Annotated in this window: 11 protein-coding genes and 3 tRNA genes; 1 reads left to right on the top strand and 13 read right to left on the bottom strand. The window is 65.2% G+C overall.

Annotated elements, in window-relative coordinates; genetic code table 11:
• Positions 1–109: 109 nt before the first annotated feature.
• The 10 genes from RT697_RS18605 to RT697_RS18560 all read right to left on the bottom strand — a co-directional run bounded on the left by RT697_RS18605 (position 110) and on the right by RT697_RS18560 (position 9,337).
• A tRNA-Thr gene (locus RT697_RS18605) sits at positions 110–184 on the bottom strand.
• Between the two features lie 12 nt (positions 185–196).
• Positions 197–270, bottom strand: a tRNA-Gly gene (locus RT697_RS18600).
• 146 nt (positions 271–416) lie between these two features.
• Positions 417–503: transfer RNA gene (locus RT697_RS18595), tRNA-Tyr, on the bottom strand.
• A gap of 113 nt (positions 504–616) precedes the next feature.
• Complete coding sequence (locus RT697_RS18590) at positions 617–1,780, bottom strand: iron-containing alcohol dehydrogenase (protein WP_313700884.1); 1,164 nt, start codon at positions 1,778–1,780, stop codon at positions 617–619.
• A gap of 24 nt (positions 1,781–1,804) precedes the next feature.
• Positions 1,805–3,211 (bottom strand): aldehyde dehydrogenase family protein, encoded by a 1,407-nt coding sequence (locus tag RT697_RS18585; RefSeq protein ID WP_313700882.1) that lies wholly within the window; start codon positions 3,209–3,211, stop codon positions 1,805–1,807.
• Positions 3,212–3,237: 26 nt separating this feature from the next.
• Positions 3,238–4,623, bottom strand: coding sequence for a glutamine synthetase (locus RT697_RS18580; RefSeq protein WP_313700880.1), 1,386 nt, complete (start codon positions 4,621–4,623; stop codon positions 3,238–3,240).
• Positions 4,624–4,793: 170 nt separating this feature from the next.
• On the bottom strand, positions 4,794–5,795 hold the full coding sequence (locus tag RT697_RS18575) for a tripartite tricarboxylate transporter substrate binding protein (protein WP_313700878.1): 1,002 nt from the start codon (positions 5,793–5,795) through the stop codon (positions 4,794–4,796).
• A gap of 154 nt (positions 5,796–5,949) precedes the next feature.
• Positions 5,950–7,554 (bottom strand): rhodanese-like domain-containing protein, encoded by a 1,605-nt coding sequence (locus RT697_RS18570; RefSeq protein ID WP_313700894.1) that lies wholly within the window; start codon positions 7,552–7,554, stop codon positions 5,950–5,952.
• On the bottom strand, positions 7,554–8,747 hold the full coding sequence (gene metC / locus RT697_RS18565) for a cystathionine beta-lyase (RefSeq protein WP_313700876.1): 1,194 nt from the start codon (positions 8,745–8,747) through the stop codon (positions 7,554–7,556). Before metC ends, RT697_RS18570 begins: the two co-directional genes overlap by 1 nt.
• Before the next feature lie 2 nt (positions 8,748–8,749).
• Positions 8,750–9,337: a cysteine dioxygenase family protein gene (locus RT697_RS18560; RefSeq protein ID WP_313700875.1), complete on the bottom strand. Its 588-nt coding sequence runs from the start codon at positions 9,335–9,337 to the stop codon at positions 8,750–8,752.
• A 141-nt stretch (positions 9,338–9,478) separates the two neighbouring features.
• On the opposite strand from RT697_RS18560, the gene RT697_RS18555 reads away from it, so the two are divergent.
• A complete protein-coding gene (locus RT697_RS18555) occupies positions 9,479–10,378 on the top strand; it encodes a LysR substrate-binding domain-containing protein (RefSeq protein ID WP_313700873.1) in 900 nt (299 codons plus the stop codon).
• Here RT697_RS18555 and RT697_RS18550 read toward each other — a convergent pair.
• From RT697_RS18550 to RT697_RS18540, 3 genes are read right to left on the bottom strand one after another with little or no spacing between them, the layout of a single operon-like run.
• Positions 10,372–11,376, bottom strand: coding sequence for an asparaginase (locus tag RT697_RS18550; RefSeq protein WP_313700871.1), 1,005 nt, complete (start codon positions 11,374–11,376; stop codon positions 10,372–10,374). The genes RT697_RS18555 and RT697_RS18550 overlap by 7 nt on opposite strands.
• Positions 11,369–12,286 carry a ParB/RepB/Spo0J family partition protein gene (locus tag RT697_RS18545; protein WP_105241280.1) on the bottom strand — a complete coding sequence of 306 codons (918 nt, stop codon included), beginning with the start codon at positions 12,284–12,286 and terminating at the stop codon, positions 11,369–11,371. The genes RT697_RS18550 and RT697_RS18545 overlap by 8 nt, the downstream gene beginning before the upstream one ends.
• Before the next feature lie 45 nt (positions 12,287–12,331).
• On the bottom strand, positions 12,332–13,153 hold the full coding sequence (locus tag RT697_RS18540; protein WP_313700869.1) for a GNAT family N-acetyltransferase: 822 nt from the start codon (positions 13,151–13,153) through the stop codon (positions 12,332–12,334).
• Between the last annotated feature and the right edge of the window lie 3 nt (positions 13,154–13,156).

The raw sequence follows: 13,156 nt of genomic DNA, 5'->3' as shown, positions 1-13,156 counted from the left end.
AATCGTACCCACGTTCACGTGCGGCTTGGTACGTTCAAACTTGCCTTTTGCCATGGCTGACTCCTGACCTGGATTGCGCTTCTGACTGAAGAAAAGAATTTGGAATTCGTGGTGCCCATGGCGCGGATCGAACGCGCGACCTCTCCCTTACCAAGGGAGTGCTCTACCACTGAGCCACATGGGCATTTAAAAATCTTGGAGCGGGTGAAGGGAATCGAACCCTCGTCGTAAGCTTGGAAGGCTTCTGCTCTACCATTGAGCTACACCCGCGGCAAACCCTTTCACCTTCTCGCTTCCCAACCCTTCGAAATGTAGGCCCTTGAAACTTCGCCGCCTTCTTTGCGAAGGCCGCCCAGTTTGTTGGGCCTTACATTGCAAATCCAGGCAAACCGCGCCTGGATTTAGGTATGGGTCTCTGGTGGAGGAGGTTGGATTCGAACCAACGTAGGCGCAAGGCCAACAGATTTACAGTCTGCCCCCTTTAACCACTCGGGCACCCCTCCAGCGGAGAACTTGAGATTATGAACACTTTCAAATCCGCTGTCAAACCATTCGGACGAAAAATTCAAAATTCCAGTTCCACCTCCGCCGCGTTTCCGCGCAGAGGGGGCGAAGCTTACAGGTTTCCGCGAATTGCTGCACGAAAAAGCTGAGAATATTTTTCAGCGGAGAAATTGACGGGGTTGGTTCCGGCGGACGGATCCTGGCTGGCCATGCGCCCTACCCGCTCGGCTTGGGCATCGTCCAGGCCGATGTCGGCCAGGGTATGGGGGATGCCGACTGCCTGACGCAGCGCCAGCACCCACTCAAGCACCGCACCCGGTCCGTCCTGCGGCAGGCCTAGGTAGCGGGCGAGCGCTTCGAGACGCGGCGCGACGGCCTGTTCGTTGGCCTTCAGGACATAAGGCATGAGGATGGCGTTGATCATTCCGTGGTGTGCGTCATAGAGCGCGCCAAGCGGATGTGCGAGCGCGTGCATCGCGCCCAGGCCGCGCTGAAACGCGGTGGCGCCCATGCATGAGGCGGTGAGCATCTGCTGGCGCGCCTGCAGGTCGGCGCCATCGGCGACGGCCTGCGGCAGATACTCCTTGATGAGGCGCATGCCTTCAAGTGCAATGCCGGCCGCCATGGGATGAAAGACCGGCGAACAATAGGCCTCGAGGTTGTGCGATAGCGCATCCATGCCCGTGGCAGCCGTGATCTTCGGCGGCAGACCGACCGTGAGCTCCGCATCAAGGAGCACAATGGACGGCAGCATGCGGGCATGGAAGATGATGCGCTTCACTTGTGCGGCCTCATCGGTGATGACGGAGGCGCGTCCGACTTCGGAGCCCGTGCCTGCGGTGGTCGGCACGGCCACGACCGGCGCCATGCCGTCAACATTGACACGCAGATAGTTGTCGCCGACATCCTCGAAGTCCCACAGCGGGCGGTCCTGGCCGGCCATCAATGCAATGGCCTTTGCCGCATCGAGCGCGGAGCCGCCGCCGAAGGCGATCACACCATCATGGCGCCCCCGCTTGAACGCAGCCACGCCGTCATCGACGTTGCGCCCGGTCGGATTGCCCTTGATGTCGTGGAACACCGCGCATTGCAGGCCCGCATCGCGACATGCGCTCACCACATTGCGAACCATGGGCAGTGCAGCGAGTCCCGGATCCGTCACGAGCAAAGGGCTTGTCATGGCCAGTTCGCGGCAGTACCCCGGAAGCTCCTTGATGCGCCCGGGTCCCGCCTTGATGTTGGTGGGATAGTTCCAGTTGACGGCGGGGACGGTCATGATGCGAATCCTGAAGGCGCGGCGTCAAAGGCTGCGCAGATGGAAGGACTTGGCTTGGGTGAGCTGTTCGTATCCGACGGCCGACAAGGACACGCCGCGTCCCGATTGCTTGACGCCCGTCCACGCGAGCGCCGGATCGAGATAGTCGCAGCGGTTCATGAAGAACGTGCCGGTGCGCAGCTGCTTGCCGATACGCAACGCGGCGGCTTCGTCCTTCGTGTAGGCCGCCGAGGTCAATCCATACGGGCTGTCGTTCATCAGCGCGATGGCCTGGTCATCGCTGTCGACCGGCATGATGCCGACCACCGGACCAAAGCATTCTTCGCTCATGATGCGCATGCGGTGGTCAACCTGCGTCAGCAATGCCGGCGCAACGTAACATGAGCCTTCGCTCATATTTGAGTCTTTGCTCGCATTTTTAAAATGCGAGTTATCAATCAGGTTTGTCGCGCCGGCGTCAATCGCTTGCGCAAGCACTTCCCGAACTTCCGCCGCCGCACGGGCGCGCACGACGGGACCCAGCGTCGTCTCAGGCTGCAACGGATTGCCCAGCACGTAGCGGTGCGTCACGGCCACGGCGCGCTCGACAAACGCGTCGTGCACACTGCGCGCCACGTAAATGCGCTGGATGCCGCAACAGGATTGCCCGGCGTTGAAGTAGGCGCCGTCAACCAGTGACTCTGCGGCTGCGTCCAGATCGGCATCTTCACGGACATAGGCCGGATCGTTGCCGCCCAGCTCCAGCCCGACGCCGATGAAGCGGCCCGCCGCGCTCTCCTCAACCACGCGCCCTCCCCGCACCGAGCCTGTGAAGGAGACATAGCCGATCTCGGGCGCGCGGATCAACCGCTGCGTGATGTCGTGGCTGGCGTGCAGGTATTGAAAGACACCTCTCGGCGCCCCCGCGTCTCGAAACGCGCGATCGATGAGTTCCGCACACAGCGGCGTCTGGTCCGAATGCTTGAGGATGACGGTGTTGCCGGCCATCAGCGCAGGCACGATGCTGTTCACAGCGGTCAGCAAGGGATAGTTCCACGGCGCGATGGTGAGCGCCACGCCGATGGGCTCGCGGCTGATGAAGCGGGTGAAGCCGGCTTGCGCGGGCGCGGCGATGGGTGCGAGCGCTTCTTCCGCGATCGCGATCATGTGCCGCGCGCGGGCCGCGAAGCCGTCCACCTCGCCGGGCGCGTGGCGCAACGGGCGGCCCATCTGAATGGTGATGGCGCGCGCGACTTCATCCTTGGCCGCCACGAAATGGGCGACGGCCGCCTCGACGATGCGCCCCCGCGCGGCGATGCCAAGCGCGTGCCATTCAGGCTGCGCGCCCTGTGCGTATGCCAGCGCCTGTGCGATCTGGGCATCGCTGGCATACGCGCGGCGGACGACCTCGCGTCCGTCTATCGGGCTGATGGTGATCAGTTCGTCGGTCATGGCGGCCCTGGGTTGCGATGCACGGTTCAGATGATTTCGAAGTAGCGCGCCAGCTCCCAATCCGTCACGTGGCGCCGGAACTGCCGCTCTTCCCATTCGCGCGTCGCGGCATAGTGTTCGACGAATTCGTCGCCGAAAAGCACGCGCGCCGCCTCGGATCCGCGTAGACGCTGCGCGGCCTCCCACAAGGTGGTGGGCAGATGCAGATGCGCGGGAAACTCCTGCGTGTAGGCATTGCCCTGCACCATGGGCTCGGGCGTCAGTCCCTGTTCGATGCCGTGCAACCCGGACGCCAGCGCCGCCGCCAGGGCCAGATACGGATTGGCGTCGGCCGAGCCGATGCGCACTTCGACGCGCTGCGATTTGTCGCTGCCCGGAATGAGCCGCAGCGCCGTCGTCCTGTTTTCCATGCCCCAGGTTGCGTCCAGCGGCGCCCAGTAGCCTGGCACCAGACGCGAGTAGCTGTTGATGGTTTGCGCGTACAACGCGGTGAACTCGGGCAGATAGTGCTGCACGCCCGCCATGAAGGCGGCCTGTTTGCTGCTGACGCCATGCGGCTGCGACTCGTCGAAGAAGGCCGAACGCCCCGTGTCGTGATGGCGCAGCGACAGATGGATGTGGCCGCTCTGGCCGGGATGCTCGTGCGACCACTTCGCCATGAATGTGGCCATCAGGCCGTTCTGCTGCGCGAGCGCCTTGGTGAAGGTCTTGAACAGAAACGCCTTGTCGGCCGCAGCCGCAGCAAGGTCCACGGCAAGCGCCGCTTCCAGCACGCCGGGGCCGGTTTCGGTGTGCAGGCCTTCGATGGGCATGTCCATGCGTTCGCACATGTCGAGCAGCTTGCGGTAGAAGTCGCCCTCGACCGTGCTGCGCAGCACGGAGTACCCGAAATTGCCCGGCGTCCAGTTCTCCATGTTGCGGTAGTGTTTGGCGCGCACCGAGTGCGGCGTTTCGCGGAACATGAAGAACTCATACTCCAGCGCGGCGTAGACGTCGTATCCCATGTCCGCGGCGCGATCGATCACGCGGTGCAGCAGACGGCGCGGACAGATGGCGGCGGCATCTCCTTCGAATTCGGCCAGGAACAGCAGCATGTCTTCGCCGCCGGGGCCTTGCTCCAAGGGCAGCCGGCGCGCGCTCTGCGGCACGATCCGCATTTTTGCATCGGGGTATGCCGTGTGCCAGCCGGTGTAGCGGGTGTTGTCGTAGAGCTGGTCGTCGAGGTCCCATCCAAGGACCACGTCGCAAAACGCGAGGCCGGACCGCAAGGCGCCCAGAAACTTGTCGCGCCGCAGATACTTGCCCAGCATGACGCCGTCCACATCGGACAGGCCCACCTTGATATGTGAGAGCGGGCTGGATTGCACCAGCCGCTCTGCATCTTCCAGCGTTGCTACCCCTAGTGCGTGCATGCTTGGTCACCTTGTGGATGAAGCGTTGCGCGGGACTGCACGTTTTTCCAGTCTAGTCACGATGCCAGACGTTGGCAAACATGCCCTGCCCCGCGCTTGGGCTGCATTCCCATCGGGTCCCGCTGCACACACACCGCTCCCCGTGGTTTCCCTAGGGTCAGCAAACGCATTCAGTCCAGCGAGACGCCAGCCGTCTTCACCATTTCGGCCCAGTACGCGGTGTCCTGCTGCAACCGGCTCTTGAAGGCTTCCGGCGCGCTGCCGACAGGTTGGCTTCCGCCGCTGTTGATCTTGGCGATCACGGCAGGCGACTTCATGGCGCGGTCCACGGCCTGCGCCAGGTACGCGACGCGCTCGGGCGGCGTGCCGGCGGGCGCGAAGAGGCCGTACCAGTCGTCCGCGGTGATGCCTTCAAGGCCGGCCTGCTTCAATGTGGGTGCGCGCTTGAACACGCCGACGCCGTCGCCATGGCTCATGGCGAGGATCTGCAGTTTTCCGGCGGCCACCATGGGCTCGGCCGATGCAGGCGACGTGATCAGCATGTCGACCGTGCCGCCCAGGAGATCCGTCACGGCGGGCGCAGCGCCGCGGTACGGCACATGCACCAGCTTGACGTCGGCCTTCTTTGACACCAGCGCGCCCATCAGGTGACTCATCGTGCCGTTGCCGGGCGTGGCATACGTGATGACGCCCGGCTGCTTGCGCGCCGCCGCCAGATAGGCATCCAGCGTCTTGTACGGCCCGTCCGCGCGCGACACGAGCACCAGCGGCGCCGAGGTGATCTGCGAGATCGGCACGAAGTCCTTCAGCGGGTCGAAGCCCACATTCTTGTACAGGCGCGGATTCACGGCCATGACGCTGGTCTGGGACATCACCAGCGTATAGCCGTCAGGCTTGGCGCGCGAGACCTGCGCGGTGCCGACGTTGCCGCCCGCCCCCGAACGGTTCTCGACCACCACGCTCTGACCCGTGATGGCGCCCAGTTCCTGCGCGATCAGACGCGCGACGCCGTCGTTGCCGCCGCCGGGAGGAAACGGCGAGACCACGGTGATGGCCTGCTTCGGATAGTCCGCCAACGGCGCCGGCGCCTGCGCGTGCGCCGCGACTCCCCACAGCAGGCCGGCCATCGCGGCGGCAGCGGTCTTGCAAGCATGCAATGCGTGTTGCTTCATCTGGATTTCCCCTTGAGTTGGCGGCCGGATACTCGGCCGTCCTTTGCATTCCGGTTCGCCATGAACCGTCCGCACCCCGCCGGCAAAGGCCGCCGGGGCGTACTGATCAGGTTGAAGCGTGGGTGGCGCCGCGCGTGTCGGCGCGGCGGCGGTGTCAGCCGGCCGGGACCCCGGGGAACCGGTAGGTGGCGCGTTCCCGCTCGTCGATCTGTTTGACGAGATTGGTTTCCCAGGCCAAGTACTGGCGCGCCGCGGCCTTGTTGCCGTCGTGGCGGTCATGCACGAAGAACAGGTAGTCGATGCAGTCGCTGTCCGGCGGATCGGCGGGCGTGGATTCCAGCGTAATTCCTTGCGCGGTCCAGCTTTCGGGCGTGCCCGTGTTCGCCTTGACGTCCGAAATGCCCAGTGCGCGCAGATCGCTCGCCGCCCACGCCGCCAGCGCAGCGTCCTCGGCGAGCAGGATGACGGGGCGCGCGGGGTCGAGCGACAGCCGATCCAGACGCGGGCGGATCGACCAGCGCGCGCCGGCGACGTGGCGCGCTCGATATCGCATGCTGGGTCGGATATCGATCACCTGCGCGCCGTGCGACAGCGCATCCGCAAGTTGCGCATCGGACAACACGGTGATCGCAGGCACCGGCGCCACGACCACGTCGTTGACGAGCGCCGCGCCGCGACCTTCTTCGAGCGTGCAGGCGTCCCAACCCATTTGCCGCAACCAACTTGCGACGACCGGCGCACGCACGCCTTCCGCATCGAACACGACGATCCGCGCGCCACGCACCGCGATGTACTGGTCCGTCGCCTGGATGAGCTGACCGCCCGGTGCGTGTTGCGCGCCCGGCAGGGAACCTTGCGCAAATTCCTCTGCGCTGCGCACATCGCACAGGAACGTGGTGCGCGCGGAATCGCCGAGCCAGGCCTGTACCTGCGCGGCATTCGCTGACGGCACGCCGTGGCGCCGGGCCAGCTGCGCGGAGCGCTGCGCCAGTGCCGGAACATCGCCCTGCGGAACGTCGTCGGCATAGCGGCGGCGCGCGCCGTGCTCGAGCTGCAGGTCCTCCAGATACCAGCCCTGCGTGCCGTTCTCGAGCGCGTAGACGGGGTTGGGAACGCCAAGGTTGATCAGCGTCTGCGCCCCGATGATGCTGCGGGTGCGGCCGGCGCAATTGATCACGATGGTGGTGTCCGGCCGCGTCGCAAGCGTATGGGCGCGCAGCGCCAGCTCGCCGTTGGGGCAGCAGACGCCGCCCGGGATGCTCATCTTCTGGTATTCGGCAAAAGGACGGCCGTCCAGCACGATGAGGTCGTCGCCGCGGCGCTGACGTTCGGCCAGTTCGCGCGCGCCGATGCGGGGGGTGTGGAAAACCTCTTCGGCGAGTTCACCGAAGGTCTTGCTGGGCACGTTGACACCCGCAAATGCCGCGTAGCCATCACGCTGCCATTGCGCCAGCCCGCCTGCCAATTGATGCACGTTCGTGTAGCCCAGCGCGGCCAGTGCGCGGGCGGCGCGCGCCGCGGTGTCGTCATCGCCGCCGTTATCGTAGACGACGACGCGTACGCCACGGCGCGGAGCCAGACGCACGATGTCGACTTCGAGCCTGCTGTACGGCACCGGCGCGGCGTAGAAGAGATGGGATTCGCCATACTGGCCATGCTCGCGCACGTCCAGCAACGCGATCTCGCCGCCATCGTGCAGCCACTGCTTGAGCGTGTGCGAATCCACGCTGGCGGATTGTTGGTCGTGAGAGGACTGCATCATGAGATTCGGAGGGAGCGAAGGGGTTGGGTCAGCGCGGCAAGGCCGCGTTCCAGGTCGGCGATGAGGTCGTCGGGATCTTCCAGGCCGATATGCAGGCGCAGCATGGGACCGCTGGCCTGGTAGCCGGGGAGCGATCGCGAGTTCTGCAGGAAAACCGGGATCACCAGGCTTTCGAAACCGCCCCACGATGCGCCGATGCCAAAGAGCTGCAGGCTGTCGATAAGCCTTTCGGCATCGGCGTCGGTGTAGGCGTCGGACAGTTCGATCGTCAGGAGGCCATTGGCGCCATTGCAATCGCGCCGCCAGATGGCGTGGGAAGGGTCGCCCGGCAAGGCGGGATTCAAGACGCGCGAGACTTCGGGCCGCGCCTGCAGCCACTGCGAGATCCGCAGCGCACTGCGGGCGTGCTGCGCCATGCGCAACGGCAGCGTGCGCATGCCGCGCAGCACCAGAAAGGCGTCGTCGGCGCCGACCGTCTGGCCGAAGTCGATCGTGGCCCGCTCCAGCGCGCGCCAGGCACGGTCGTTGGTGATCACCGCGCCCATCATGACGTCGGCATGGCCGCCGAGGTATTTGGTGGCGGCCAGGATGGAAATGTCGGCGCCCAATGCGAGCGGTTTTTGCAGCAAACCGGACGCCCATGTGTTATCCACAGCCAGCCAGCAGCCGTGTTTTTTGGCAGTTGTGGATAACTCGGTGAGGTCCGGCATCTCGTACGTCAGGGACCCCGGCGATTCGGCGTAGATCATGCGCGTGTTGGGCCGGATCAGCGATTCGATGCCCGCGCCATCGGGGCGGTAGTACGTGAATTCGATACCCAGACGGGTCAGGTGTTCGGCACAGAACCGGCGCACCGGCTCATACACGGCATCGGTCAGCAGCACGTGGTCGCCTGCGCGAAGGTAGGCGAGCAGCACGGTGGCGATCGCGGCCTGCCCCGTGGGATACAGCTTGGCGCGATAGCCCTCTTCCAGTTCGACCAGCGCGTCTTCCAATGCGTGCGTGCTGTCGGTGCCGCGCGCGCCGTAGGAAGGCAGGCGCTCCTGTTCGCGGCGCGCCCGCGTGTCGCGCCACGCCTGGACGCTGTCAAAGACATACGTGCTGCCGCGCGTGACCGGGGTGTTGACCCAGCCTTGATGGGGACGTCCCGCGCGCAGCAGGCGCGTTGCGGACCGGAAGGGTTTGCTCATGATCAGCGCCGCGTCTGCACGCCGATGGGCATGATCTTGCAGGTGCCGGTCTCCAGATCGAAGCCCAGGCGTTGGTCCAAGGTTTCCAGCGCGCGCCCGTACATGTGCAGGTGGCGGATGACGCTGTCGCCCTGGATCTCCACCGCGTGGATATCGTCGGGCATCAGGGCGATGCCGCTGCCGGGGCCGACGACGACGGTGTCGACCTTTTCCAGCTTGCCGACGCCGGGTTGCGAGCCGTCGTCGATGCGGTCGTACACGTAGTTGTATTCAACGCCTTCGACCGCCGCGATACACGCCCAGGTGGTGTGGTTGTGGGGCACGATCTTCTTGCCGGGACGCATCACGTTCAAGTACAGCGCGTAGCTCTTGTCATCGTCTTCGGCGATGAGATAGCGGGCCTGACGTTCGTCGCCCTCGGGCGGCGGGTAGCGGTCGGCGCCCCACCAGGCGGTGTTGCCGGCCAGGGCCACCAGCTCGTCCAGGACAGATTGCAGGCTGTCGCGGTTCAGGCCCTTATTTCCTACAGTTTTTTTAATATTTCCGACCGCGCTATCAATGCCGGCCTGTTGTGGATGTGCTGTGCTCACGTCGACGTTCCCTCTTGTTTCATGAGTTATTGCACTCACTGTATCGCCGGGTCCACGGACCAACAATTTAAATTGCTTGAACATTCCATTAGCAATGCTAATGTGTCGGGTTATCCCTGAATCCGTTTTGTCCCGCCTCGAATGCGCAATCTCGACCTTGACCTGCTGCGGACGCTCACGGCCATTGCCCAGCATGAAACGTTTTCCGAAGCCGCCAACCGGCTGCACAAGACGCAGTCGGCCATCACGCAGCAGATGCAGCGGCTCGAGTCCATGATCGGCCTGCCCCTCTTTGAAAAGCAGGGCCGCAACAAGGTGCTGTCGTCCCACGGCCGGCGGCTGGTCGAATACGCGCGGCACATGCTGGCGATCAATGACGAAGCGCTGCGGGCGCTGCAGGCCGGGCCGCTGGAAGGCGATCTGCGGCTGGGCGCCCCACTGGACGTCGCCGACACGATCCTGCCCACGCTGCTGACACACATCGCGCGCGTCGCGCCGCGCGTGAAGCTGGAGATCCGGGTGGATCGCAGTCCTTTCCTGATGGATGCGCTGCGCGCGGGCGAAATCGACCTGACCATCTCGACGCGCTTTGATCAGGACTTCGAGGGCGTAGCGTTGCGCACGTCGCCGACGGTCTGGCTGGCGTCCGCGGATTACGTGCACGATGCCCATTCGCCCGTGCCGTTGGTGCTGGCGGACGAGCCCAGCATCTTCCGCCGGCTGGCGCTCAATGCGCTAGAGCAGGCGCAAGTGCGCTGGCACACGAACTACGTGGCGCCGAATCTGGTGGGGATCAAGGCGGCGCTACGCGCGGGCCTGGGCGTCACGGCGCGCAGCGTGGAACTGCTGGGTCCGGAGATGCGGGTGCTGGGCGAAAAGGAAGGATTGCCGCCGCTGCCGGATGTGACGTACTTCCTGTGGATAAGGCGTGATCTCATCAATCCGCTGACGCGGCAGGTGTACGACATGCTGCGGACCAACCTGGGGCTTGCGCAGCAAGGCGCCGCGACGGTATCGCCGCCGCGGCCCGGGGTTCAATAACGGTCGAAGATCTGCTGCAGGGCAGCCGGGTCGCGCGTGATCGTCAGTCCGAGCATCAGGAGGATGCGCGCCTTCTGGGGATTGAGGTCACGCGCCGCGACAAAGCCCAGGGTTGCGTCGTCGACTTCGACATCGCGGGCAACGAAACCGCTGCCGGTGCGGCTGGATCGCACGACGGCCACGCCGTCATCCGCCGCGCGGCGCAAGCCTTCGACGGCCAGGTCCGTGGCGTTGCCGTCGCCCACGCCGGCCAGCACGATGCCGTCGGCCGCGCTGGCCAGGAAATCGATCAGGTCGGACTGCAGGTTGGTGTACGCGTAGACGATATCGACGCGCGGCCAGCCGGCCTCTTCCAACAATGCGAGTGAAAACTCGCTTTGTTCACCGAACGTGGTGGTGTTGCGCGAATAGAAGTTGGGCACGCCGCCGTGCATGACGCCGGCACGGCCCCGATTGGGCGACGCAAAGGCGCACAGGCCTGCGCTGGCGATCTTCTGGATTTCGCGGGCGTAATGGATGTCTTCGTTCATGACGACGAGCGGCCCGCGGCCGCGCGCGTCGGGGTGACGCGCCAGCGCCACCGCGTTGTACAGGTTGGCTGGCCCTTCGGCGCCCAGCGCCGTGGCAGGACGCATCGCGCCGACCAGCACGACGGCCTTGTCATGGCGGTTGACCAGGCTGAGGAAATACGCGGTTTCTTCAAGCGTGTCCGTGCCGTGGGTGATGACGATGCCGGCCACTGAAGCGTCCTGGCAAAGCGTGTCCACGCGCTGCGCCAGCGCGCGCCAGACGTCGTGCGTCATGTTCTGGCTGCCCACATTGGCGACCTGCTCGGCGCGGATCTCGGCAATGCCGGCAAGCTGCGGTACCGCGGCGAGCAGGTCGTTCACGGAAAACGTGCCGGACTTGTAGCCCGCGGACGTAGCGTCAGCCTGGGCGCCTGCAATCGTGCCGCCCGTTGCGAGCACCGCAATGACGGGCAATGCGCGTTCAGGCATCCACGGCTCCGGAAAGGCCCTGGCGCTCGAGGAGCGAGTTCAGGTGCTCCCAGCCATGAAAGTCGATGACGATCTGCCCCTTTTCCTTGGCGCCCACTTTCAGCGCGACGCGCGTGCCAAGGTGGTCGGACAGCGCTTCTTCGAGACGCGTCAGGTCGCGCGACACGCCATTGGTTTTCTTCTTGGGCGAGGCCGACGCTTCGGCCTCCTTGGCGGTCTTGGCGACGAGCTTTTCGGCCTCTCGCACCGACAGGCGGCGCGCGATGATCTGGTTGGCAAGCTGGATCTGCGTGGCCGCGTCGACGGCGAGCAGCGCGCGGGCATGGCCCATGTCGACGTCACCGGCCAGCAGCATGGTCTGCACGGGCGCGGCCAGGTTCAGCAGCCGCAGCAGATTGCTGGTGGCGGAGCGCGAACGGCCGATGGCCTGCGCGGCCTGTTCGTGCGTCAGGCCGAACTCATCGAGCAGACGGCGCACGCCGTGCGCTTCTTCCAGCGGATTCAGATCTTCGCGCTGGATGTTTTCGATCAGCGCCATGACGGCCGCATTTTCGTCGGCGACCTCGCGCACCAGTACCGGCACTTCTTTCAGGCCGGCAAGCTGCGCCGCGCGAAAACGCCGTTCACCCGCGATGATCTCGTAGTGGCCGGGCACATCGCCCAGTGCACGCACGAGAATCGGCTGCATGATGCCTTGCGTGCGAATCGATTCGGCCAGCTCGCCCAGGGCCCCTTCGTCCATGCGCGTGCGCGGCTGGTATTTGCCGGCGCGCATCTTCGAGATGGGCAGGGTGGAAGGCGGACCCTCGGGCTTGGCGACAGCCTTGCCGATGTTGTCGATGGCGGGCGCATCGGCGCCCAGCAAGGCGTCCAGTCCGCGACCCAATCCCTTGGGTTTCTTGGTGGCCATAATTAAATCCTCTTTCCTTCTGTCTTTGTATCCTGAGCGCCGGGCTCAGGTGTCCGCCTGCTCGGCGGGCAGGCGGTACCAATACGCGTAACAGTCTTTGAATCCGTAGCGGGCGTACAGCGTCCGCGCCGCGGTGTTTTCCGGCTCGACTTGCAGGTAGGCCGTCCTGGCGCCGCCGGCGGCCCCTTCGGCCAGCAAATGCTCCATCAGGACGGCGGCGTAGCCTTTGCGCCGATGTCCGGGATGGGTAACGATGTCGAACAGACCGAGCAGATCGCCGTCGCGCACGGCCATGCCCGCAACAACCACTTGCCCTGCCGCGTCGGTGGCGAGCACCGGCTGCTTATCCACAGCCAGGCCTTGCAGGCGCGCCTGATGTTCGCCGATGTGCGCGGCAGGCGAGCCGCGCAACGCCCCGACCGCCGCCGCGAAGCGGTCGGCATCGACCATGCTGAAATGCAGATCGCTCCTGACGCTTGCGCGTGGAGCGAGCGGCGTGCTCATGACGCGAGTCTCACCGGTGTAGATATAACCGCGGGCCTCCAGTTCGGCGTCGAGCGAAAAATCGGGGCCGATGGAGGTGATGCGCAGCACCATGGGCAAACCCTGGCGCGCATACAACGATGAACAATACGCCAGCCGCTCATCCAAAGGACGTGTGGATAACCCCAGCACATTGATGCTGCGGACCCGCTTGGCCGGCGATTGGGCGAAACGCACCAGCCAGCCATCATAGAGCAGCTGCGCGCTGACCGCGGTGGCGTTGAGCGCCGCGTCTTCGAGCCGCACGCGCAGCGCATCGCGCACGTCGGCGGGCGGCGTGGAGATGGCTGTCTGGGGCGGAAAAAAGAGCGCGGCGCTGGACATGGG

It is taken from the genome of Achromobacter sp., assembly GCF_032113835.1.
Classification (GTDB): Bacteria; Pseudomonadota; Gammaproteobacteria; order Burkholderiales; family Burkholderiaceae_B; genus Achromobacter.
Note: the sequence above shows the minus strand (reverse complement) of the source record. Positions and strands in the feature narration are given on the sequence as shown.